General features: G+C 63.7%; 22 protein-coding genes. 5 read left to right on the forward strand and 17 right to left on the reverse strand.

Annotated elements, in window-relative coordinates; translation table 11 throughout:
- Positions 1-149: 149 nt before the first annotated feature.
- Entirely contained in the window at positions 150-1,151 is a 1,002-nt protein-coding gene (locus ACFUOZ_RS12505; RefSeq protein ID WP_377548778.1) for an ABC transporter substrate-binding protein, read from the reverse strand.
- A 147-nt stretch (positions 1,152-1,298) separates the two neighbouring features.
- On the opposite strand from ACFUOZ_RS12505, the gene ACFUOZ_RS12510 reads away from it, so the two are divergent.
- From ACFUOZ_RS12510 to ACFUOZ_RS12520, 3 genes are read left to right on the forward strand one after another with little or no spacing between them, the layout of a single operon-like run.
- Positions 1,299-2,405, forward strand: coding sequence for an iron chelate uptake ABC transporter family permease subunit (locus ACFUOZ_RS12510; RefSeq protein ID WP_377548780.1), 1,107 nt, complete (start codon positions 1,299-1,301; stop codon positions 2,403-2,405).
- Positions 2,402-3,457: an iron-enterobactin ABC transporter permease gene (gene fepG / locus ACFUOZ_RS12515; protein ID WP_377548474.1), complete on the forward strand. Its 1,056-nt coding sequence runs from the start codon at positions 2,402-2,404 to the stop codon at positions 3,455-3,457. Before ACFUOZ_RS12510 ends, fepG begins: the two co-directional genes overlap by 4 nt.
- The gene (locus ACFUOZ_RS12520) at positions 3,454-4,266 is read left to right on the forward strand and encodes an ABC transporter ATP-binding protein (protein ID WP_377548476.1); all 813 of its coding nucleotides are present in this window, start codon (positions 3,454-3,456) and stop codon (positions 4,264-4,266) included. The genes fepG and ACFUOZ_RS12520 overlap by 4 nt, the downstream gene beginning before the upstream one ends.
- 129 nt (positions 4,267-4,395) lie before the next feature.
- Here the strand turns inward: ACFUOZ_RS12520 and ACFUOZ_RS12525 are convergent, their stop codons facing one another.
- From ACFUOZ_RS12525 to ACFUOZ_RS12560, 8 genes are all read right to left on the reverse strand, one after another.
- Positions 4,396-4,818, reverse strand: a complete 423-nt coding sequence (locus tag ACFUOZ_RS12525) for a DUF3151 domain-containing protein (protein WP_377548478.1) — start codon at positions 4,816-4,818, stop codon at positions 4,396-4,398.
- A complete protein-coding gene (gene fbaA, locus ACFUOZ_RS12530; RefSeq protein ID WP_235519837.1) occupies positions 4,818-5,837 on the reverse strand; it encodes a class II fructose-bisphosphate aldolase in 1,020 nt (339 codons plus the stop codon). The genes ACFUOZ_RS12525 and fbaA overlap by 1 nt, the downstream gene beginning before the upstream one ends.
- Positions 5,838-6,008: 171 nt before the next feature.
- Complete coding sequence (locus tag ACFUOZ_RS12535) at positions 6,009-6,920, reverse strand: endonuclease domain-containing protein (RefSeq protein WP_377548481.1); 912 nt, start codon at positions 6,918-6,920, stop codon at positions 6,009-6,011.
- 201 nt (positions 6,921-7,121) lie between these two features.
- A complete protein-coding gene (locus tag ACFUOZ_RS12540; RefSeq protein WP_377548484.1) occupies positions 7,122-7,817 on the reverse strand; it encodes a TrmH family RNA methyltransferase in 696 nt (231 codons plus the stop codon).
- A 45-nt stretch (positions 7,818-7,862) separates the two neighbouring features.
- The gene (locus tag ACFUOZ_RS12545) at positions 7,863-9,041 is read right to left on the reverse strand and encodes a hypothetical protein (RefSeq protein ID WP_377548486.1); all 1,179 of its coding nucleotides are present in this window, start codon (positions 9,039-9,041) and stop codon (positions 7,863-7,865) included.
- Between the two features lie 271 nt (positions 9,042-9,312).
- On the reverse strand, positions 9,313-11,571 hold the full coding sequence (locus tag ACFUOZ_RS12550) for an FtsX-like permease family protein (protein WP_377548489.1): 2,259 nt from the start codon (positions 11,569-11,571) through the stop codon (positions 9,313-9,315).
- Positions 11,568-12,278, reverse strand: a complete 711-nt coding sequence (locus ACFUOZ_RS12555) for an ABC transporter ATP-binding protein (RefSeq protein ID WP_377548492.1) — start codon at positions 12,276-12,278, stop codon at positions 11,568-11,570. Before ACFUOZ_RS12555 ends, ACFUOZ_RS12550 begins: the two co-directional genes overlap by 4 nt.
- Positions 12,275-12,802, reverse strand: coding sequence for a PadR family transcriptional regulator (locus tag ACFUOZ_RS12560; RefSeq protein ID WP_377548494.1), 528 nt, complete (start codon positions 12,800-12,802; stop codon positions 12,275-12,277). The genes ACFUOZ_RS12555 and ACFUOZ_RS12560 overlap by 4 nt, the downstream gene beginning before the upstream one ends.
- Before the next feature lie 116 nt (positions 12,803-12,918).
- On the opposite strand from ACFUOZ_RS12560, the gene ACFUOZ_RS12565 reads away from it, so the two are divergent.
- Complete coding sequence (locus tag ACFUOZ_RS12565) at positions 12,919-13,749, forward strand: HAD-IIA family hydrolase (protein WP_377548497.1); 831 nt, start codon at positions 12,919-12,921, stop codon at positions 13,747-13,749.
- Positions 13,750-13,761: 12 nt separating this feature from the next.
- Positions 13,762-14,478, forward strand: a complete 717-nt coding sequence (locus ACFUOZ_RS12570; RefSeq protein ID WP_377548499.1) for a tyrosine-protein phosphatase — start codon at positions 13,762-13,764, stop codon at positions 14,476-14,478.
- Positions 14,479-14,484: 6 nt separating this feature from the next.
- Here the strand turns inward: ACFUOZ_RS12570 and ACFUOZ_RS12575 are convergent, their stop codons facing one another.
- From ACFUOZ_RS12575 to manD, 8 genes are all read right to left on the reverse strand, one after another.
- Entirely contained in the window at positions 14,485-15,609 is a 1,125-nt protein-coding gene (locus ACFUOZ_RS12575) for a thioesterase domain-containing protein (protein ID WP_377548502.1), read from the reverse strand.
- Between the two features lie 105 nt (positions 15,610-15,714).
- Positions 15,715-16,287, reverse strand: a complete 573-nt coding sequence (gene pyrE / locus ACFUOZ_RS12580; protein ID WP_377548504.1) for an orotate phosphoribosyltransferase — start codon at positions 16,285-16,287, stop codon at positions 15,715-15,717.
- Between the two features lie 38 nt (positions 16,288-16,325).
- The gene (locus ACFUOZ_RS12585) at positions 16,326-17,309 is read right to left on the reverse strand and encodes a LacI family DNA-binding transcriptional regulator (RefSeq protein WP_377548782.1); all 984 of its coding nucleotides are present in this window, start codon (positions 17,307-17,309) and stop codon (positions 16,326-16,328) included.
- 90 nt (positions 17,310-17,399) lie between these two features.
- Positions 17,400-18,683 (reverse strand): multiple monosaccharide ABC transporter permease, encoded by a 1,284-nt coding sequence (gene mmsB, locus ACFUOZ_RS12590; RefSeq protein ID WP_377548506.1) that lies wholly within the window; start codon positions 18,681-18,683, stop codon positions 17,400-17,402.
- Between the two features lie 5 nt (positions 18,684-18,688).
- Entirely contained in the window at positions 18,689-20,218 is a 1,530-nt protein-coding gene (mmsA, locus tag ACFUOZ_RS12595) for a multiple monosaccharide ABC transporter ATP-binding protein (RefSeq protein ID WP_377548508.1), read from the reverse strand.
- A 117-nt stretch (positions 20,219-20,335) separates the two neighbouring features.
- Positions 20,336-21,463, reverse strand: coding sequence for a multiple monosaccharide ABC transporter substrate-binding protein (chvE, locus tag ACFUOZ_RS12600; protein WP_377548510.1), 1,128 nt, complete (start codon positions 21,461-21,463; stop codon positions 20,336-20,338).
- Between the two features lie 312 nt (positions 21,464-21,775).
- Complete coding sequence (locus ACFUOZ_RS12605) at positions 21,776-22,309, reverse strand: gluconokinase (RefSeq protein WP_377548512.1); 534 nt, start codon at positions 22,307-22,309, stop codon at positions 21,776-21,778.
- On the reverse strand, positions 22,299-23,528 hold the full coding sequence (gene manD, locus ACFUOZ_RS12610; protein WP_377548514.1) for a D-mannonate dehydratase ManD: 1,230 nt from the start codon (positions 23,526-23,528) through the stop codon (positions 22,299-22,301). Before manD ends, ACFUOZ_RS12605 begins: the two co-directional genes overlap by 11 nt.
- Positions 23,529-23,537: the final 9 nt, after the last annotated feature.

Below are 23,537 nucleotides of genomic sequence, written 5' to 3' on the forward strand. Positions count from 1 at the left end.
CCTCACCAAACTTATAAACACCAACCGCACCACTGACGTTTATTTAGAGCCGGTGGTTTTCCGTGGTGGGGGGGTTAACCCCCGCGGGCGCCCCACACTTTTTGGTGCGGCCCGCCGTCGTCGTTGGGGTGCTGTGGGATGGCGCGGGGTTAGCCGACCAGCATGGTGCGGAGGTCCTTCAGGATCAGCTGGGCACCTGTGGGGCCGAGGCCGAGGAACCAGACATCGTCATTCACGGATTTCGCCTGGCCTGCCTTGACTGCACTGAGCTTGGGCCAGACCGCGCCTTCCACCACGGACTTTTCACCCGTCGCCGAGGGTTCGCCGTAGCTGCTGTAGAAGATCCAGTCGGCGTCGCCTTGCTCGATGTTCTCGGCGGAAATCTCAGCTGCCAGCTCGTCGATGTTCTGGTTCTCCGGACGGGCCAAGCCGGCGTCCTTCAGGATGACGCCGATCAGGGACTTGTTGGCATACAGGCGGATCTTGCCCGGCAGGAAGCGGACCAGGGAAATCTTCGGATCGCCCTTCACATCTGCCTTGAGGGCGTCAGCTTCCGTCTGGTAGTCGTTGAGCGCCTTGACGGCCTTGTCTTCCTCACCCAGCGACTTGCCCACCAGGAGGAAGTTTTCCTTCCACGGGAAGCCTGGGCGGATGCTGAAGACCGTCGGCGCGATGGACGACAACTGCTTGTACAGCTTGTCGGCGCGGAGCTTGCTGCCGAGGATGAGGTCCGGCTTGAGCGCAGCGATCGCTTCGAGGTTGAGGTCCTGGATGGTACCGACAGAAGCCACGTCCTTGACCTTGTCAGCCAGGTAGGTGGGCACCGGGTTTGCCCCTTCGGTGGTGGCCATGCCCACCGGAGTGATGCCGAGGGTGACGACGTCGTCGAGTTCGCCGGTGTCCAGGACCACCACGCGCGTGGGCTTCTTGTCCAGGGTGGTTTCACCATTGGCGTGCTTCAGCGTGCGCGGGAAGACGCCGGGAGCAGCATCCGTGCCTAGCTTGGCCGTTTCCTGGTCCGCGGTGGTGAACTTGGAGCCGCCGGTTGCGACGTCGGCGTTGCCGGCACCGGAACCAGAGCCGGAACCTGAGCCGCTGGTGCCGCAGCCTGCGAGGAGGCCCACCAGCAAGGCGCCACCCACAACCTTCATCGCAAGGTTTCGTACACGGGAGCGCTTGGGCGGCCGAACTTCAAAATCGTCATTTTTCACTGGGTAAGGCTAACCTAATTAGGGCACACTTCTGTGACGTTGTGACAACAGTCACGAATTGCCCCGCTTTCCTTGCCCCTCTCCGAAATGGTCCCTGTTGTGTCCCGACTGATGGCTCCCGCTCCCAGACCCCCTGCCGGCGAGCCAGCAACCACCGCCCCTCCGGCCGACGTCGCGGGCCCGGGCCACGGCGTCGTAAAGCGGCCCGGTTGGCGGATACTCTTCCTGGTTGTCGCGGCCGCAGTCCTTCTTGGAGCCGGGCTGCTGAGCCTGGGCGTGGGTGCCAAGTTCATCCCGGCTTCCACTGTCCTCCAGGCGTTCGTAAACCCGCAGGACACCGCCGATCACGCGATCATCCTGGAGAGCCGGCTGCCGCGCACGGTGATGGGAATCGTCGTCGGGGTCGCATTGGGTGTGGCCGGTGCGCTCATGCAAGCCATTACCCGGAACCCCTTGGCCGATCCCGGCATCCTCGGGGTCAATGCGGGTGCCTCGTTTGCGATGGTGCTGGCCATTGGCGTCTTCGGCGTTGGTTCGCTTGGCGGGTACATCTGGTTCGCATTCGCCGGCGCCGTCCTCACCGCGGCCGCCGTGTATCTGATCGGGACTTCGGGACGGAACGTGGTGAATCCCATCCGGCTCACGCTGGCTGGCGTCGCACTCGGCGCTGTCCTCACCGGTGTCGGATCCGGGCTCACACTGCTGAACCCCAAGGCCTTCGACCACCTGCGTTCGTGGAGCATCGGCTCATTGGACACGCGCACCATGGACTCTGTTGCCACGGTAGCGCCGTTCATCGCGACCGGGCTGCTGCTCGCGCTCTTGTGTGTCCGGGGCCTGAACGCCATTGCCTTGGGTGACGACCTCGCCACGTCCTTGGGCGCCAACGTCAACCGCACCCGCATCCTGGGCGTTGTCGCCATCACCCTCCTCAGCGGTGCAGCGACAGCCGGAGCCGGGGCCATCGGTTTCGTGGGACTCATGATTCCCCATGTGGCCCGATGGATCGTGGGTCCGGACCAGCGTTGGATCATGGCCACGACGGTCCTGCTCTCCCCCATCCTGCTGCTGGTGTCCGACGTCGTAGGCCGGGTCGCTGCCCCGGGCGAACTCCAGGTGGGCGTGGTGACCGCGTTCATCGGCGCTCCGGTGCTGATCGCTTTGGCGCGCCGACGGAAGGTGAGTGGGCTATGACGCGCTTGGATTCCATCGACTTCGGCCGCCCTGTTGCTGTGCTCCGCAGCCGGTCACTGAGCATTCGCTTCGACGTCCGCAGCATCCTCGTCTGCCTTCCGCTCCTTCTCGCCGCGCTTGCCGTCGCTGTGGTGTCCTTGGCAACAGGTGACTACGACGTCTCCATCCAACAGGTTCTCCAGGCCTTCACCGGAGATGCCCCCGGGCTCGCCCAGACCATCGTGATGGAGTGGCGGCTCCCCCGCGTGCTGTCGGCACTCGTGTTCGGCGCGGCATTGGGAATGAGCGGGGGCATCTTCCAATCCATGACCCGCAATCCACTGGGCAGCCCGGACATCATCGGCTTCAACACCGGCGCGTATACGGGCGCGCTGATCGTGATGCTGACTGTCGGCGGCGGGTACGCGGGGGTCGCTGCCGGGGCCCTTGCGGGTGGCGTCCTCACGGCACTCGCCGTGTACCTGCTGGCCTACCGACGCGGATCCCAGGGCTTCCGGCTCATCATCGTGGGCATCGGCATCAGCGCGATGCTCGCCGCTTTGAACCATTGGCTCATCCTGCAGGCCGAACTGGAGGCCGCGCTGGCAGCCGCCGTCTGGGGAGCCGGGTCGCTCAACGGCATCACGTGGGAGCAAGCGGCGCCTGCCGCCGTCGTTGTTGTTGTGGTCGGCTTGGCCACGCTGGTTGCCGCGCGCCGGATGCAGCTTTTGGAGATGGGCGACGACGCCGCTCGCGCCTTGGGCGTGCGGGCGGAACCAACCCGTTTGCTGCTGCTCATTCTGGGCGTGGCGCTGACGGCGGCCGTGACTGCCGTCGCGGGTCCCATCGCGTTCGTGGCCCTGGCCGCACCCCAGTTGGCCCGCCGGCTGACCGGAAGCGCCGGCATCAGGCTGCTGCCCTCAGCGGTGATGGGTGCGTTCCTGCTGGCGGCCAGCGACCTTGCCGCCCAGCGTCTGTTCGCTCCGATCCAGCTCCCTGTCGGTGTTGCGACGGTGTGCATCGGCGGTATCTACCTCGTCTGGCTGCTGGCCAGGGAAGCAAGGAAATCATGAGCACTCTCTCCATGGCGCCGCAGCTCCACGCCGAAGCGTTGACTCTCGGCTACGAGCAACGGGTGATCTCCGAAAACCTCACCGTGCGCATCCCGGAGGGGCAGTTCACGGTGATCGTCGGGCCGAATGCCTGCGGTAAATCCACGCTGCTCCGCGCCCTGGCCCGGCTGATCAAGCCCCGCAGTGGGCAGGTGTTGCTGGACGGGAAGTCCGTGACCTCATTGCCCGCGAAGGAACTGGCGCGGCGCCTTGGTTTGCTGCCGCAGTCCTCCATCGCCCCTGACGGCATCACTGTTGCCGACCTCGTGGCCCGCGGTCGCTATCCCCACCAGAAGCTGCTGCGGCAATGGAGTGTGGAGGACGAGTCCGCGGTTGTTGCCGCCATGGAGGCTACCGGGATTTCCGCACTGTCCGGACGGCTGGTGGACGAGCTCTCAGGTGGTCAGCGGCAGCGCGTGTGGGTGGCCATGGTGCTCGCCCAGCAGACGCCGCTGCTGCTACTGGATGAGCCCACCACGTTCCTGGATATCGCGCACCAGATCGAGCTGCTGGAGCTCTTCCGCGAGCTCAACCTGGACAAGGGCCACACCCTGGTGGCCGTGCTCCACGACCTCAACCACGCCAGCCGCTACGCCGACCACATCATTGCCATGAAGGACGGGGTAGTGGTTGCCGAAGGCGCTCCCGCGGACGTCATCACCGAGGCCTTGGTGGAGGACGTGTTCGGGATGGCGTGCCGGATCATCGACGACCCCGTGACACACACCCCGCTGGTGGTCCCCCTGGGCCGCCCCCGCTTACCCAACTGAGTAACAGCAAACGCTCCACTGACGCTTCATTGGAGCATGTGCTGTCACCCAGTTGGGCGGGTTGACGACGACGGCGACCCTCGCCTATTCGGTGAGGGCCGCCGTCGTTTATTCTTTTGTCGCGTCAGCCTAGCGGGCTTCGAGCGCTGCCTTGGCCTTGGGGTCCGAGTCGTTCAGGAACTTCTCGATCCGCTCCGGTTCGTCAGCTTCGCCGATCGCAGACGCTGCCCGGCCCAACGCGTAAAGCGCCCGCAGGAAGCCCTGATTGGGCTCGTGCTCCCACGGGATGGGTCCGACGCCGCGCCAACCGTTGCGTCGCAGGCTATCCAGGCCGCGGTGGTAGCCGACGCGGGCGTAAGCGTAGGACTCGATGGTCCGGCCCTCGGCCCAGGCTTCCTCGGCGAGAATGGCCCACAGCAGTGACGATGTGGGGTTCTGGGCCACGAGGTCCAGTGCTTCCTTGCCCAGGGCCAGGTGCTGGTAGATCTCGTTTTCGGCGGGCAGGAGCGTGGGCTCCGGCCCCATCAGGTTCTTCCGGAATTCGTCGGACATTAGAAGGTCTTGCCAACCGATCCGAGCTGCTGGGCTGCCTCAACGATGCGCGCGGCCATTCCGGCCTCAGCCGAAGCGCCCCATACGCGGGGGTCATAGGTCTTCTTGTTGCCCATTTCGCCGTCGACCTTCAGGACGCCGTCGTAGTTGGAGAACATGTGGCCGGCAACCGGGCGGGTGAACGCGTACTGGGTGTCGGTGTCGATGTTCATCTTGATGACGCCGTAGGAAACTGCGTCAGCGATTTCCTGCTCCGTGGAGCCCGAGCCGCCGTGGAAGACCAGGTCAAACGGGTTTTCCTTGCCGATCTTGGCGCCGACCTCAGCCTGGATCTGCTTGAGCAGTTCGGGGCGGAGCTTCACGTTGCCCGGCTTGTAGACGCCGTGCACGTTGCCGAAGGTCAGGGCGGTGAGGTAGCGGCCGTTTTCGCCGGCACCCAGGGCCTCGATGGTGGCCAGTGCGTCCTCGGTGGTGGTGTAGAGCTTCTCGTTGATCTCGTTCTCGACACCGTCTTCTTCGCCACCAACGGTGCCGATTTCAACCTCGAGGATGATCTTGGCGGCCGCGGCGCGCTGCAGCAACTCGCGACCGATGCGCAGGTTGTCTTCCAGGGTCTCGTGCGAGCCGTCCCACATGTGCGAGTTGAAGATCGGGTCCTTGCCGGCCTTGACGGCTTCCTCGGAAGCTGCGAGCAGCGGGAGGACGAAATCCGCCAGCTTGTCCTGCGGGCAGTGGTCCGTGTGCAGGGCGATGTTGACGTTGTAGTTCTTGGCAACTTCACGGGCGAACGCGGCAAAGCCGAGGGAACCGGCCACCATGTCCTTGACCGAAGCGCCGGACCAGTAGGCTGCGCCACCGGTGGAAACCTGGATGATGCCGTCGGATTCGGCCTCGGCGAAACCGCGGATCGCAGCGTTCAGAGTCTGCGACGACGTCACGTTGACCGCGGGGAAAGCGAATCCGCCAGCCTTTGCGCGGTCGATCATCTCGGAGTAAATCTCTGGGGTTGCAATGGGCATGGTGACTCCTATGCTGAATTCGTCTGTGGGTTGGTAACCCTGGAGTAGACCGCTTACGGCTAGCACCCATCCTAGCGATATCCGCCGGGACGCCGTGTTTCCGGTCACTGGGATCCTTAACACTTCCGCCGAGTTGGCACTTAATGGCAATCCGGCGGCCCTGGATTGTCATTAAATGCCACCTCGGCGCGGCGGTTGCTCACCTCTCCGCCAACCACGGCTTTGGAGCGCGCGGCGGACTTTATGCACGACGGCGGGCATGTCACCTTGGAGATCGTGCTTGGAGATCCGGACCTCGAGCCAGCCATGGGCGAGGGACTTCTCCTGCCGATCAATGTCTCTCAGGTGCTGTTCGGCGCCGCCATGATGCTGGCCGTCGTATTGGAGTGAGACCCGCTGTTCGAGATAGGCGGCGTCCGGCCACAGCACGGCTTTACCAAAGGGGTCGCGGACCACGAAGTTGAGCACAGGCTCGGGTAGCCCTGCGTTGATGAGTGCCATGCGCATCAGGCTCTCCGGTGCGGAGTCAGCTCCTACCCGGATAAGTTCCAAAGCTGCCCGGGCTGTCCGCACTCCCCGCATGCCAGGGTGGCGGTTCACTGTTTCAGTAAGCTCTTCGATGCTGCACACAGGGTCCTTGGGAACAGGAAAATCGGAACCGTGGGAACACACCAGATAGTCCCCGGCAGCCACCAGGTCCTCCACGGACAGCACCTTGGCCAAGTCGAGCCAGGTCCGCGGCGGCGAGGTGAGCCTGACGTCGTCGTGCTCCGCCGTTTCCTCCGGAAGAAGCGTCAGGAGGTGACCCACAACGTTCACCCGCCGTGGAAAGCTGAATCCACGTCGCCGGGCAAGATGGATGCGCCAATCCCCGTTGAGCACTCCAGGCAAAGGGATCCCCCAGAGCCGCGCCGCTGAGAGCGACACCAGGACGGAGGAGTCGTCCAGGTCCGTGTAGGCCCGCAAGGCGGCTGCCCCCGATGCACCAGACGCCGCCGGGACCCTGACTCCCCGGGACACCAGCACCAAATCCTTGGCCAAGGTCCGGGACCTGGGCACGCCGGCTTTGTCCGATGCACGCACAGAAAACGAACCTGTCGTGAGGTGTTGAGGTAGCTCTTTCCTGCGCATCCCCCATTCTGGCCTGTCCCGCGAAAGCCGGGCTGGGTTATCCACAGCTTTGCCCGTCAACCCCTCCGCGAGTTGGCATTTAATGACAATCCGCGGCCTCGGGATTGTCATTAAATGCCATCTCGGCGGGGGGGCGGGGGGCGGCGGCGGGGGTTACACGGGCTGCTGGAACACGTGCCGGCGCACCCACGCGTGCATGGCGATCGCCGCCGCGGAAGCCGCATTCATGGACCGCGTGGAGCCGAACTGCTCGATGGACAGGGTCGCGACGGCGGCATCGTGCACCTCAGGCGTGAGGCCCGGGCCTTCCTGCCCAAACACCAGGACGCACTTTTTGGGGAGGTCGTAAGTCTCCAGCGGCACCGAATCCGGGAAGATGTCGATCCCGATCACAGCCAGCCCCTCCCCCTGCGCCCACTGGACGAAATCCTCAACGGTGGGGTGGTGACGGACGTGCTGGTAGCGGTCGGTGACCATGGCTCCGCGACGGTTCCACCGCCGTCGTCCAATAATGTGCACTTCTTTGGCGAGGAAAGCGTTGGCCGTCCGCACCACGGTGCCAATGTTGAGGTCGTGCTGCCAGTTCTCAATGGCGATGTGGAATTCGTGCCGCTTGGAGTCAAGGTCGGCAACGATTGCCTCGTGCTTCCAGTACCGGTACTGGTCCACCACGTTGCGCCGGTCACCATCCCTCAACAGGTCCGGGTCCCAGTGCTCGCCTTCCGGCCACTCGCCTTCCCAGGGCCCGACGCCGACCTCCGGTTTCGCTTCGGCCTCACCTTCCGCAGTGGTCTCCCCGGGAATTTCGGCAGAGGTGGGCAGGGCTGTATTGGGGGGAAGGTCAGTCACACCTCAACTTTAGCCCTGCCCGCCGGGCCCAGGATGAGCAGGGACTTAGCCCATCTTCCACTTGTTGATGCAGTACGAGTTGCCCAGCTGCTCGAAAAGGCCCGGGTGCGCATCCCAATATTCCTTGTGCCCACTGACCCCAAGCATCTGCGGGGTTCCCCAAGGCGTCACAGAGAACAGGTTCACAGCCTGGATCGCTTCGCCGCGGGCGTTGGTGCAGGTGAAGCCAATGACCACAGCGGCACCGCGACGGAACTCGCGGATTTCCGGCATGGTGGTCTTGAAGTCGGACGCGCACTTGTGGCCCACCAGATTCTGCGGCAGTTCAGTGGCCGTCATGCCCTTGTACCTGGCCTCGATGTCCTCCAAAGCCTTCTTGATGTCCGCCGGGTCCTTGCCGAACTTGCCCTCCTCGGACTCGGCAAAGAACGCGTACGCGAGCGCGATACCGTCGCCGTCGGTCTCCACAGTGCCTTGGGCCTTCTTCTGGATCTCTTCGCCCGTGGTGGGATCCTTGGTGATGCCGAACGACTCGTCGTGCGTCCATTCCGCCAGGTACTGGAAGGACGATTCTCCCGTGACCCACTTGCTGAACAGCGGATCGCCGTCGGCAGGAACGTTGCTGGGGCCGGCGAGCTCTTCCCACGTTGCCGGCAACGGAATGGCGCCTGCGGGAATGTCGCTGGATCCCGAGGCCTCGCTCGAAGGTGACGCTTCCGCGGAGGGTTCAGCTGCGGCATCGGAGGCTTCGTCCGTAGCCGTCACGGAAGGTGACTCCACCGCAGTGGGTTTGGTCATCGACGGAATCAGCCAGGTGAACGCCACCACCAGCGCAATAATGACGACGACGGCGACGCCACCCAGGATGAGGAAGAGTGACTTTTTGTTGTGGTCGCCCGGGTTGTGGCCGGGTCCGGCCGGCTGGCCCGGGTAACCGGGATAGTCCGGCTGATTCGGCTCCGCCTGCGGATAGCGGTGGACGGTCTCGGCATACTGGCCGTCGGGGTTGTTGAAGGGTTGTCCCTGCTGCGTGGGGAAGGCCTGCGTCGGCGCGTCCTGCGGCTGGTCGGGCCGCGGCTGGCCCTGCTGCGCTTCCGGCTGGTACATGGGCTGAGTCTGCCCCGGCTGGTACTGCCGGTACTGCTCCTTGGCCGTGTCATAGCGCGGCTGCGGCACGCCGTCCGGATTGTAGGGAGGCTGGGGTGTGCCGTTGTTGTTGCTCATGACAAGGCCCTTTCACATGCTGTGGGCACCGGAGCATCTTGCGGACGCAACCGGTGGTCTATCCGGAACGAGGGACCTGCGCAAGCGCGACTATTTTGAAACGCACCGTGCCGATCCCCCGACCCACGGCGTTGCCCGGCCCACGGCATTACCCGTACCGCGCAGCCCCAAGCGTAGTGCAGGTCGCCATGCGCGGCACAAGTCAAAGCCCCTGGCGCACATGGGCAGAATTACCCACCTGTACGGGAATTCCGGGACGCCTGCTTATCAATTACTCGAAACGGGTGGCCGTCAGGGCAGTGTTGCCGCGGGCCAGACCGAAAGTGCCCGCCACGGCGCAGCACGCAAGGGCCAGGCTCATCCCCAGTGCAACAAAGTAGCCGGGCTCCGGCCAAGTCACGTGGTAATCGTGGTTGATTGCCGTCACCAGGAGCCAGGCGGTCAGGAAGCCAAGGCCCACAGAGAGCAACAACACGCTGAGGAGCGGGACGGCTGCTTCCCGGACGACGATTCCGCGAAGGACGGATGTCGGCATTCCCATCAGCCGCATCAGTCCCAGGACTCTTCGCCTGTCCATGATGGCAGCGGCAGTCCCGACAGCCAGGGATAACCCGGCGATCGCTACCGAAACGAACATGCCCAGGTATGCCAGGACGGCCAGGCCTTGGACCAGCCGGCGGGAGGACTGCAGTTGAGTGTCCGGAGTTGCACTGGCGGGAGTGGCTGTCACGCCCGAGCTGTCCAAGACGGTACGGGCGCGGTCCATGGCTTCAGGCGTACCGTCCGTGCCGAGCACCAACACCACCGGGACCATCCCTTCCAAGGCTCCGCTGGGCGCCGGTTTCAATGCCAGGGGTTGCGTAGTCCAGAAATAGAGGAACGTGCCATCCACGGCGACGGTCTCGGAGGAAGGTATGTCCTCAAAGCCCAATGCGCGGGCGTCAGCGGGAGTGAAGAACAGCTCAGGTCCGGCACCTTCAGCAGAGAACGCGGCGGGGCCGTACCCCGTCACAGCGTTGCGGATGCCAGGCTTTGATGTGGCGTCCATGACGGTCTTGGCCACAGCCGCCTGGAGCTCTCCCGATGGTGCCGATTCGCCGGAACGCAGCGTAGCCATCAGGCTCGAAGGATGTAGGAGACCGGGACGTGCCACAGGCTCGTCGGTGGATTGGATGACGCTGGATCCTCCGGCAAAAACGGACACCACGAACACCGCGATAACCAGCCCGGAGACAGAGCGGAATGTGGCAACAGGGGTGCGCTGGATCCGGCTTGCCGCTATGACCGCGGCCGCTCTCCTGGCGTGCCGCAACCCTCTGCGGCTCACGGTTCTGGTCAGCCAAGGTCCGATCACCACGATGCCCGCCAGGACAGCAAGGAAGCCAACCACCAGCATGGGTGACTCGAGCCATGGCAGCCGGATCTCCAGGACACGGATGGTCACTACCGCCGTCGCCATGAGGGCAATGCCCAGCAGCAGGGGCACAGTTCGCCAAGCCGTGAGTACCCTTTCGTGCACGGCCCGGTTCACCCCCAGGGGTCCGACGTCGGCACGGGCTGTCCGGACGCCGGCCACAAGCGCAGAAGCTGCCACCACCACCGCCACAACCATCACTGCGGCAAGCCACCCCGCGTGGAGGTCGGAGGCGAACATCCTGGTCCCGTTGACAGGAATCTCCGCCGCTGCCGGGGTCAGCAAGGCGGCCAAACCCACGCCCACCATCGCGCCCGCAAAGCTTGGAATGGCGACCTCGACGGCGGCGATCCACGCGACCGTGCGTGGCGGCGCTCCCATAAGCCTCAACGTTGCAAAGCGTTCCCGACGCTGCGCGGCCCCCAGCCCAGTAACGATGCTGATCAGCAGCAGCACGGGAAAGAACACCGCAATGGCGCCGATCGTCAGCACTGTGACGTAACTGGCGGCACTTCCTCCGTAAGGGTTGCTGGTGAAATCTGAGACAAGGGACGCGTTCCCGCCGCCCCGAAGCTCGGACTCCGGTGCCCCCGTGATGACAATCAGGGAGTCCGGGCCAGGAAGCGCGGAGGAGTCAATAATGCCGGCAAATTTGCCGAAGCGATCTCCTAGCTGGTCCGCCGGCGTCGATTCAATGAGCCGCTGCAGGGCAGGCGAGGCGTAGTAGCTGCCAGGCTCTGGGGGCTTGCCGATCCCGGGGACGCGCACGGTTGCCGATGGCAGCGCGGCAAAGTCCCTGCGTTCAATGAGTTGGTCCCGGAAAACCTCGGCGCCCCGGGTGCGCATGAGGGCGGTCCCGGGTGTCAGGGGTATGGGCGCCAGTGCTCCCGAAGCATCGAGGGAGGCGGACATTGAGGGGTTCCCCGTTTCGCGCAACCAAGCACCGCGGTCATCGCGGGCTTGGAGGCCGTTCGCTCCACCCCAGAGCAGCAACAGCAGGCAAACTCCGACTGCGACTCCCCCAGCGATGCCGGCGAGCCTGCCGTAGGCGGACCGGCCGCCAAGCACCGCGACGCGGAACAGTCCCGTGTTCGGGCGGAACTTAGCGATGCTCATGGAGACACCCGGTATCCGGCACCCAGGACTCCGTCGCGGACCACGACTTCCCTGTCGGCGTAGGCAGCAGTACGGGCATCGTGGGTGATCATCACTACGGTGGTTCCCGCCTGGCGCACAAGTTCGAGCATCAGGGTCAGCACGTTTTCCGAGGCCAAGGAATCGAGCGCGCCGGTGGGTTCGTCCGCGAACAACACAGCAGGTGAGGTCACCAGTGCACGGGCAACGGCCACCCGTTGGGCCTGGCCGCCGGACAGTTCTCCGGGGAGCTTCCCGCCCATTCCGCCCAGTCCGAGTTGCTCCAGCAGATTGGCGGACTTACGGAGCGCTTCTGGGCGGCTGACCCCGTCCAAGAGCAAGGGGAGGCTGACGTTGTCCACTGCTGTGAGCTCCGGCAGGAGTTGGCCGAACTGAAAGACGAATCCGAACTCTTTCAGCCTCAGGCGCGAACGCCGGGGTTCACGCAAGGAACTGAGTTCCAGGGGATCCAGCCCGGCAGGTCGGTAGGTGACGGAACCGGCGTCGGGCGTCAGGACGCCTGCCAGGCAGTGCAGCAGTGTGGACTTGCCGGACCCGGAGGGGCCCATGACGGCGAGTACTTCACCCGCGTGGACATCGAGGTCGATGCCACGCAGTGCCTCGGTTGGGCCGAAGGAGTGTTGCAGTGCGCGCGCACTGAGGATGGGTGTTGTGGTGTCGGTGATCATGCGCTCTGCAGTTCCTTCTTGAGTTGGGTCAGCCGGGCGCTGGTGAGGTCCATCCACCGCAGGTCGGCCTCGATGTGGAACAACCCGTGGTCGCACATCAGGACTTGCACTATGTCGGCATCCTTTTTCAGGCGGGTGAGTTCTCGCATCCGGGCCATGTGCTCGCTGCGCTGCAGGTCCAGGAGGTGCTCGGCGTCGTCGTGGAGTAGCAAGGCGATCACCGTCTTGGCGAAGAGGTTGCTTTGCAGGGACTCCGAAGGGACGTCCGGGGTAAACAGCCATTCGCGGACCTTGGCCTGGCCGGCAACGGTGATCTCGTATTTCTTCCGGTCCGGGCCTCCCCCGGTTTCTTCACCCAGCGCCCGGATCAGTTCGTCGCGGACCATGCGGGCAAGCGTGGAATACACCTGTCCGAAGGCCAGCGCCTTTCCGGCGCCGAAGTACCGGTCATAGGAGTGCTTGAGGTCGTAGCCGTAGCTGGCTTCGCGGTTCAAGAGACCCAGGAGGGTCAGGGAGTTGTTCACGACTTCATCTATACACTCAGTTTATAGTTAAAGCCACTACCCTCCCGGGATGTCCCCGCGCCCGAATAATGAAAGACTGGGTGACAGTGCATGAACAACCCCAGCCGGAGGTAAATATGGCAGAAGAAACCACGCCCCAGACGTCCACATCGGTTTACCGCAACGGCCACGAGATCGAATGCTGGCTCACGGACATGGACGGCGTCCTGGTGCATGAAAACCAGGCGATCCCCGGCGCAGCGGAGCTCATCCAGCGCTGGGTGGATACGTCCAAGCGCTTCCTGGTGCTGACCAACAACTCCATCTTCACTCCCCGCGACCTCGCTGCCCGTCTCCGGGCGTCCGGCCTCGAGGTTCCGGAGGAGAACATCTGGACCTCGGCGCTGGCCACGGCACAGTTCCTCAAGGACCAGGTCCAGTCCTCGGATTCGGGCAACCGCGCCTACACGATTGGTGAGGCCGGGCTCACAACCGCGCTCCACGAGGCCGGTTTCATCTTGACCGATACCGAACCCGATTTCGTGGTCCTCGGCGAGACCCGCACCTACTCCTTCGAAGCGATCACCATGGCCGTCCGCCACATCCTGGCCGGCGCACGCTTCATCGCCACCAACCCGGACGCCACCGGCCCGTCCAAGGACGGCCCCATGCCCGCGACCGGCGCCATCGCTGCCATGATCACCAAGGCCACTGGCCGCGAACCGTACGTCGTTGGCAAGCCCAACCCCATGATGTTCCGCTCGGCCATGAACAGGATTGACGCCCATTCCGAAACCACGGCCATGATCGGCGACCGCATGGACACCGACATCATCGCCGGCATGGAAGCGGGCCTGCACACGGTCCTGGTGCTCAGCGGCATCACGCAGCGTGAAGAGATCGTTTCCTTCCCGTTCCGGCCCAACCAGATCCTCAATTCCGTGGCCGACCTCAAGAGCCAGATCTAAGAAGGTATAACCGTGGCTGTCCTCAATCTGCGTCCCCTCGCCGGTGGACGGATACTTAGGGGGAGCCAGCCGTTCGGCTTGGACGCCGCTGCAACGTCGGGTTTCCTGGCGGAGCACGGCATCCAAGCCATCGTTGACCTGCGCAGTGAGCTGGAGCGGTCTCTCGTTCCGTGGTTGGTTCCGGAGAACGTGAATCACGACGGCGGCCACGCACCTGCCGCGGTAGTCCCGCCCGCCGTCGAACTCATCAACAACCCGCTGGACCCGAACGCCATAGCCGGTTCGCTCCAGGCCGTGCAAACTGCCGAGGACCTGGGCGAGCTGTATTTGGGTTGGATCCGGCTTCGACCCGGCTGGGTTGCTGATGCCCTGAGACCTGTGGCGCAGGGCAAACGAACGTTGGTGCACTGCTCGCTGGGCAAGGACAGGACCGGCGTGGTGTCCGCGATCGGGCTCCTTGCCGCCGGCGGGACCGAGGACGAGGTAGTGGCGGACTACGCCGCAACAACTACCAATCTGCCGGATGTCCTGAAGATCATGGCGGAAACGTGGCGCCTTAGCGTGCCCTCCACGCCGGCGGAGTATTTCAGCCCGGACCTCATGATCCTGCAGAGCCCTGAAGCTGCGATGCGGCATTTCCTGGCAGGATTCGCCAAAGAATTTGGTGGCGTCGGCGGCTTCTTGCGGGAGGCGGGCCTGACCGCCGTCGAAGTTGAAGCGCTGCGCTGACGCCCCTTACACGGGCCTGATCACCTTGCCGTTTGGCTCTTGGTAGAAAGGCTCCTCCGGTTCCGGCGGCAGGGGAAGGAGCTCATTCTGGATCTGTTCCAGCAACGGCCGGTACACGCCGCCGTTCCACTGGGGGCTGGCATGCGCGGGCCGTGCGCCCTCGGTGCTGAGCGTGGGCATCACCATGTTCGCGCCGAAAACCTTGCTCCACCCGGCACGTGCCGATTCGTAGTCCACGGTGCCGTCGTTGGAGTTGCCCATGAACGCCATCTTGACCCCGCCGATCTTGCCCGCGAACCGCAGTCCGTCAAAGTGGTAGATGTAGGCCGACTCCGTCTGGATGAGCACGCTGGAGGGAGCAATGGGCGACAGCTGCTCCGTGGTCTGATCCAGGATTTGCCGCCACGTGCGCTCGTCCTTATGGACCACGCGCTCCCCCAGCTCATAGCCTCCGCGCAGCACGGACGGTATGCGGAACCCATTCTCGTAAAGGAACACGACGCCGTCGAACCAGCTTTGGTCCAGAACGTCCGCACGGCTGAACGGACTCGAATCCAGGACAATCACTTGCGTTTCCATACCGTGCAGTTCCAGCAAGCGTGCGGCCACCTGGGTTGCCAGCATTCCGCCGAAACTGTGCCCGTAAAAGTACAGCTTCTCCAACCCAAGCTCGCGGACATGCAGGATGATCTCGCGGACCACCTCGTCCACGTCCAGGCCCAGGTTGGAATACCCGACGGCGGCAAGGCGGGCACGTTGGTGCAGTGCGGGACGCAGTGAGTTCAGGATCCACTGGGCCTCTTCCCAGCTGGTCTTGTACCCGGGAAACAGGATCCAACTGGCTTTGGGAAAGTACAGGTCCGAGTACGGATCGGGCACGCGCAGTATCTTGGTAGCCCGGCGCTCGGCCTGGACGCGGCGGGTGAAGAGCATGTCCCCGGCAAGCGCGGCGGAGATGCCTGCGTAGGTGAGGAAGTTCCGGCGCGAGGTCTTCTTGAGCCGGGCAGCGTAGGGCAGGATCCTGGCCCAGGCGGCCGGATCCTGTTCCTTGTCCGGTTCCGGAATCACGGGCGCCGGAGGGTTTTGACCCACCTCCGGCGGCGCCGTGAGCTTCCCTACTTGAACGTCCACGCAGCAAGCATAGGCTTCAACGCGGGCACCTCACATCCCCGCAGTTTGTGTACAGCTAATGCCCTTAAGATGCGCTCATAAGGGCATTAGCTGTACAAAAACTCGCTAGTTGAGGCCGAGTTCGTCCTTGCCGAAAGCGAAGAGGTAGGGAACGCCGGTTTCAGCTTCGATCTTCTCTTTCGCGCCGGTGTTGCGGTCAACGATCACGGCGACGGCCACAACGTTGCCGCCGGCCTTCCGGACACCTTCGACGGCGGTCAGTGCGGACCCGCCCGTGGTGGACGTGTCTTCGAGGACCACAACGTTACGCCCTTCAACCGAGGGGCCTTCCACCTGGCGGCCCATGCCGTAGGACTTCTGGGCCTTGCGGACAACGAAGGCGTCCACGGCACGGCCGGCGTCGGCGGCAGCGTGCATCACAGCGGTACCGACGGGGTCGGCACCCATGGTGAGTCCGCCCGCGCACTCAACCTGGACACCGGCGTCGTCGATCATTGCCAGCATGACCTGGCCCACCAGCTTGGAGGCCTCGTGGTGCAAGGTGATGCGGCGGAGGTCGATGTAGTAGTCAGCTTCCTTGCCGCTGGAGAGGATCACCTTGCCACGGACCACCGCCAGCTCTTTGATGAGTTCAAGAAGGCGGGCACGGGCAGCTGAGGTGTCAGGCGAGGAAGTCATGGCTCCTAGTTTAGTGTGCCGCGTTTAGTGTGCGGAGTTCAGTGTGACGGCGCCGCCGTTGTGGCCCGGATGACCAGGCGCGGATCCACGATCTGGTCACGGGTTCCCTCCTCTCCTTCCACCTGGCGCAGCATCTCTTCCATGCATTTGCGCCCGAGTTCTTCGAAGTCCTGTTTGATGGTTGTCAGCGGCGGCATGAAGAAGCCGGCTTCCGGCTGGTCGTCGTATCCCACCACGCTGAGGTCGCCCGGAACTTGGCGTCCGGCCTCCTGGACAGCACGGAGGACCCCGACCGCCATCTGGTCGTTTGCCACGAAGACGGCGGTCACGTCGTCGTGCTGGATCAGTTCCAACCCCGCCCGGTAACCGGAGGCAGCATCCCAGGCGCCCTGGAGCAGGACGTCCGCTTCAAGTCCCGCCGTCTCCAACGCTTCCCGCCAGCCTTCGATGCGCTCCGCGGCGTCGATCCAGTGGGGCGGACCGGAGATATGCGCGATGCTGCGATGGCCCAGTCCGATCAGGTGCTCAACGGCAAGCCGGGCGCCCAACCGCTGGTTGAGGGATGCCCCCTTCAGCGGGTTTCCCGCACCTGCCCCCACGGCCACGATGGGCACGGGAACTGAGACGTCGCGCAAGGCCGCCAGGACATCCGGATGCGGGACCAGGATGACGATGCCATCAACTGACTGGCTGCTGAAATGCCCCATGGCATCGTTGATGCTTTCACTGGTCACCTCGCGCAGGCTCGCAATACTGACGAAATACCCGGCTTCCCTTCCCGCCTGCTCAACCCCAAGGAGTGTGTTGGCTGGCCCGAACTGCCCCGTTTCGCAGGCCAGGACACCGATGGTTCGGGATCGCCGCGTCACCAGGCTTCGCGCCGCCGTGTTCCGCCGATACCCGAGCCGGGCTATCGCGGCCTCTACCCGCTCCCTGGTGTTGTGGCTGACGTTCGGGTGGTTGTTCAGGACCCGTGAAACCGTTTGATGCGAGACGCCGGCCATCTTGGCAACATCCCCCATGACCGGTGGCCGGGGTGAAGAATCGGGCGCGGCCCCGGGCAGTACCCGGGGCCGCGTCGTGGGCGGCTGTTCACCGCGTGGCATCGGAGGCTACTTCGCGTCTACGCCTACAGGCTCCGCTTTTGAAGCGGGGGCCGCTTCGGTAGCTGGAGGCGTGGTCTTCCACTTGAAGCGGCGGCCCATCCCGGATCCTCCGCCGGCACCGGTCCGGTTCTTGTTGAAGATGTCGAAGCCGACGGCCAACAGGAGCACCAGGCCCTTGATGAGCTGCTGGTAGTCAGTGCCCAGGCCGAGGATGGACATACCGTTGTTCAGGACACCCATGATCAGGCCACCGATCATGGCTCCGGCTACTGTGCCAATGCCGCCCTGGACAGCCGCGCCACCAATGAACGCTGCAGCAATCGAGTCCAGCTCGAACCCGGTACCACCGGCTGGCTGAGCCGAGTTCAGGCGTGCGGTGAAGACCAGGCCCGCGAGTGCGGCGAGGACGCCCATGTTGACGAACAAACGGAACGTGACCTTCTTGGTCTTGATGCCGGAGAGCTCTGCGGCGTGGAGGTTGCCACCGATGGCGTACGTGTGGCGGCCGAAGATGCTGTTGTTCATCAAGGCCGAGTACAGGATCACCAGGACGGCCAGGACGATCAGCACAATCGGAGTTCCGCGGTAGCTGGCCAGCAGGAAGGTGATGATGAGCATCAGGACGGCGATGAAACCGTTCTTGAGGGCGAACCAGGCCATCGGCTCGTTCTCGAGGTTGAACTTGCGGCGGACGCGGCGTTCCTTCAGTGCCTGGAAGAGGATGGCTGCCGTGCCGCCAACACCCAGGATCACCGTCAGCCACTCAAGGACGGAGGCGCCACCGGAAATGTCCGGCAGGAAGCCGCCGCCCAGCGCACGAAGTTCGTTCGGGAACGGGGTGATCTGCTGGTTCTTCAGTGTAATCAGGGTCAAACCACGGAAGATCAGCATGCCTGCAAGGGTGACGATGAAGGCGGGGATGCCGACGTAGGCGATCCAATAGCCCTGCCATGCACCCACCAAGGCACCGACCAGGAGGCACGCCGGGATGGCAAGCCACCAGGCCCAGCCCCAGTGCACGATCATCACGCCTGCCACAGCGCCGATGAAGCCTGCGATGGAGCCGACGGAAAGGTCGATGTGCCCGGCGATGATGACCATCACCATGCCGATGGCCAGGATCAGGATGTAGCTGTTCTGGACCACCAGGTTGGTCACGTTCTGGGGCTGGAGGAGGATGCCATCGGTGAGCACCTGGAAGAGGATAACGATCAGGATCAGGGCGACGAAGATGCCAACCTGGCGGAGGCGGCTTGTGAGGAAGCCAAGGGATTCTCGTAGGGCGGACATGGTGCCTATTCCTTCTCTTGAGTCATGTAGTGCATGAGGGTTTCCTGGGTCGCCTCGGCGATGGGGACCTCGCCGGTGATGCGGCCCGCGGAGAGCGTGTAGATCCTGTCGCAGATGCCCAGGAGCTCGGGCAGTTCGGAGGAGATCACGATGACCGCTTTCCCGGATGCCGCCAGCTCGGCGATGATCGTGTAGATCTCAAATTTGGCGCCGACATCGATTCCGCGCGTGGGTTCATCCAGAATCAGGACATCGGGATCGGAGAACATCCATTTGCTGAGCACCACTTTTTGCTGGTTTCCGCCCGAAAGCTTGCCGGTGATGGCAGCAACCGAGGGAGCTTTGATGTTCATGCTCTTCCGGTAGTGGTTGGCCACCGCGGTTTCCTCATTGCTGTCCACCCAGCCGCGCTTGGCCAGTTTGCCCAAGGCGGCCATGGAGATGTTCCGCTTGATGTCCTCGATCAGGTTCAGGCCGTAGTGTTTCCGGTCCTCGGTGGCGTAGGCAATACCGTGTTCGATCGCATCCGAAACCGTGGAGGTGTTGATCTCCCGGCCGTACTTGTAGACCTTGCCGGAGACGGCACGGCCGTAGGTCCTTCCGAAAACACTCATGGCCAGCTCGGTCCGGCCCGCGCCCATGAGTCCGGCGAGGCCAACCACTTCGCCCTTGTGTACTTTCAGGTTTGCGTTGTTGACGACGGTGCGCGAGTGGTCCTGCGGGTGCTGGACGGTCCAATCCTCGATGCGCAGGACTTCTTCGCCAATGTTGGGGGTCCGGTCCGGATAGAGGCTTTCGAGGTCGCGTCCCACCATGCCGCGGATGATGCGTTCCTGGGTGATCTGCCCTTGGTCCAGGCGCAGTGTCTCGATCGACTTGCCATCGCGGATGATGGTGACGGCGTCGGCCACTTTGCGGATCTCGTTGAGCTTGTGGCTGATGATGATGCTGGTAACGCCCTGGCCCTTCAGGTGCAGGATAAGGTCCAGCAGGTGGTCTGAGTCTTCGTCGTTCAGTGCTGCGGTGGGTTCATCCAGGATCAGCAGCTTGACCTCTTTGGACAGCGCCTTGGCGATTTCCACCAATTGCTGCTTGCCAACGCTGATGTGCTGGATGGGCGTTACGGGGTTCTCGCTCAGGCCCACACGGGCCAGCAGCTTGGCGGCTTCGAGGTTGGTCTTGCGCCAGTCCACCCAGCCGTTCCTGGCTTGCTCGTTGCCGAGGTAGATGTTTTCGGCGATCGACAGGTACGGGCTCAGGGCCAGTTCCTGGTGGATGATCACGATGCCGCGCTTCTCGCTGTCCGTGATGCTCGAAAATTCGCAGGGCTCATTCTCGAACAGAATGTCGCCGTCGAAGGTGTTGTGCGCGTAGACGCCCGACAACACCTTCATGAGGGTGGATTTCCCGGCGCCGTTCTCACCGCAAATGGCGTGAACCTCACCTCGGTTGACGTCCAGGGTGACGTCCTGAAGGGCTTTTACACCGGGGAAAGTCTTGGTGATTCCTCGCATTTGAAGAATGGGTACGTTCATCGTCAATTCCCGCTGACTGGTTGAAAACTTGGCCGGGCCGAGGACTCGACAGGCTCTGGGGATGCTGTGGCCCCGCCGCACTGCGCTCAGGACGGTGGGGCCACAGGGGGAAGATGGTTACTTGACGTCGGATTCCTTGTAGTAGCCCGAGTCGATGAGTTCCTTCTTGTAGTTGTCCTTGGTGATGATGACGGACTTCAGCAAGTAGGCCGGAACAACCTTGACCTTGTTGTTGTAGGTCTTGGTGTCGTTGGTTTCAGGCTCGTTGCCCTTGAGTACTGCGTCTACCATTTTCACGGCCTGGGCGCCGAGCTGGCGGGTGTCCTTGAAGATGGTGGAGTACTGCTCGCCGGCGATGATGGACTTGACGGAACCCTTTTCGGCGTCCTGGCCGGTGACGACGGGGAGCTTGCCGGTGGAGTAACCGCCGGTGCTGGTCAGGGCGGAGATGATGCCGATGGACAGACCGTCGTACGGCGACAGCACGCCGTCGAGCTTGGTGCCGGAGCTGTAAGCGGAGGTGAGGATGTCTTCCATGCGCTTCTGGGCTACGGGTGCCTGCCAGCGGAGGATGGCTGCCTGCTCGAACTTGGTCTGGCCACTGGGGACCTTCAGGGTGCCTGCATCCAGGTACGGCTTGAGCGTATCCATGGCGCCGGTCCAGAAGAAGTTGGCGTTGTTGTCATCCGGGCTGCCCGCGAACAGTTCAACATTGAAGGGGCCCTTGCCCTCTACTTTGTTGCCGCTGGCGTCAACCAGTCCCAGTCCGGTCAGCAGTGACGTGGCCTGCTGGACACCGACGGTGTAGTTGTCGAACGTGGTGTAGTAGTCCACGTTCGGGGTGCCGTTGATGAGGCGGTCGTAGGCGATGACCTTGACGTTCTGTTCCTTGGCCTTGGCCAGGACATCCGTCAGCGTCGTGCCATCAATGGCCGCGATGATGAGTGCCTTCGCACCCTTGGTCAGCATGTTTTCGATCTGGGAAACCTGCGTGGGGATGTCATCGTTGGCGAACTGCAGGTCTGTCTTGTAGCCAAGATCCTTCAGGGACTTTTCAACGTTGGCGCCATCGGCGATCCACCGCTCCGACGTCTGGGTCGGCATGGAAATACCCACCAGCGAATCGCTGGGTTTGGCAGCGCTGCTGGAGGGCTCCGCCGCGCCTCCCCGGCTGCCGCAGCCGGTGGCTCCGACGGTCAAGGTAAGGACAACCGCTACGGCGCCCAGGAGTTTTTTCAATCTCACGATGCTCTCCTTCCGCGGCAGCAGTGCCGCGAACTCTGATGCAGCCGGAGCATCTGCGCGTCCGGCACGGTGAAGCTGGGTGCGGCCTGCATGCTGGGGGCTGTACAGGCCATCGAAAAGGTATTGCGAATGCCATTGTGAACGCTAACAACACGGGCGGTCAAGTGCTGCGGATCTCAAAATGATTGCAGCTCATTAGCCCGTCAAGAGTACTTGATTTACAACGTTGTTAGCGTTCACAATGCCCCTCGCCGCTGTCCGGACGCAGAAAAGCCCGGCACCGCCGTCGTGGCAGTGCCGGGCTTTCGGCCCCTAGGCCTGGAGCAGGGACCCCGCCAGGGATGCCTGCACGTCGCTGACGATGACCTCCACCGGAGAGGTAATGTCCGCCGCGATTCCGGCTTCGTCCTCCTGCAGAGGCTCAAGGGTAGCCAGCTGGGAATCGAGCAAGGCCGCCGGCATGAAGTGTCCCGGCCGGGAGTTCATGCGCTCGTTGAGAACCTCCCGAGGACCGTGCAGATGCACGAACACCACGGACGGGTCACCGCTGCGGATGATGTCCCTGTAAGCGCGCTTGAGCGCGCTGCAAGCGATCACAAGGGAAGCGTCCGACGCCGGGAAGCGCCTGCCGATCTCGGCAAGCCAAGGTGCCCGGTCGTCGTCGTTCAACGGGGTGCCGGCGGCCATCTTGTCGATGTTCGACTGCGGGTGCAGCGCGTCGCCGTCGAGAAATTCGGCGCCGAGCCGTTCGGCGAGGGCGGCGCCGACCGTGCTCTTGCCACAGCCGGCCACCCCCATGACCACGATGTGATGCGGTTTACGAGTCATGGCCAAATCACCAGTCATGGACAGTGCCATCCACAAGCCGGTTGTAGGGCAGGTAGGCCTGCTGGTACGGGTAGGCCGCGGCGGCTTCCTCGTTGAATTCGACGCCGAGGCCCGGGTTGTCACCCGGGTGCAGGTAGCCGTCGGTGAAGGTCATGGACTGTTCGAAGACCTCGTTGGTCTTGTCCGAGTGCTGCATGTACTCCTGGATGCCGTAGTTGTGGATCGCCAGGCCGACGTGCAGCTGGGCGGCGAAGCCCACCGGGGAGATGTCCGTGGGCCCGTGGAAGCCCGACTTGATCTGGTACTGCGCGGCGAAGTCCATGACCTTCTTCAACGGCGAGATGCCGCCGAAGTGGGTGGACGCGGCACGGACGTAGTCGATCAGCTGTTCCTTGATGAGCGTCTGGAAGTCATACACGGTGTTGAAGATTTCACCGATGGCCAGCGGAGTGGTGGTGTGCTGGCGGACCACCCGAAGTCCCTCCTGGTTTTCGGCCGGCGTGCAGTCCTCGAGCCAGAAGAGGTCGTACGGTTCCAGGGCCTTGCCCAGCTTGGCTGCCTGGATGGGCGTCATGCGGTGGTGGCCGTCGTGCAGCAGCGGGATCTCGGGGCCGAACTCGTTGCGCACGGCTTCGAATACTGTGGGCAGGTGGCGGAGGTAGGCGCGGGTGTCCCAGTCCTCCTCGAGGGGGAACGCGCCACGGCCGGCGGGTTCGTAGTCGTACCGCTCCCCCGAAGCCTGGGCCTGCGCCGCAACACCGTACACGGCCTTGATGCCGGGAATGGCGGTCTGGATACGGATGGACTTGTAGCCCAGCTCCAGGTGCTCGCGGACCGAGTCAAAGAGGGACGGGATGTCAGAACCGGACGCGTGTCCGTATGCCCGCAGGCCGTTCCTGGAAGCGCCGCCCAGCAGCTGGTACACCGGCAGCCCGGCCACCTTGCCCTTGATGTCCCACAACGCCATGTCGACGGCGGCAATCGCCGCCATCGTGACCGGACCCCGGCGCCAGTAGGAGCTGCGGTACAGGAACTGCCAGGTGTCCTCGATCCGGTGCGGGTCCTTGCCGATCAGCAGTTGCGCGACATGCTCCTTGAGGTAGGCGGCGACGGCGAGTTCCCGGCCATTGAGCGTAGCGTCGCCGATGCCCGTTACACCATCTTCGGTGGTGATGCGGAGCGTGACGAAGTTGCGGGTAGGGCTGGTCACGAAGACTTCAGCGGCAATGATTTTCATGGGTGTGGC

It is taken from the genome of Paenarthrobacter sp. NPDC057355 (genome assembly GCF_042667405.1).
Lineage (GTDB): Bacteria > Actinomycetota > Actinomycetes > Actinomycetales > Micrococcaceae > Arthrobacter.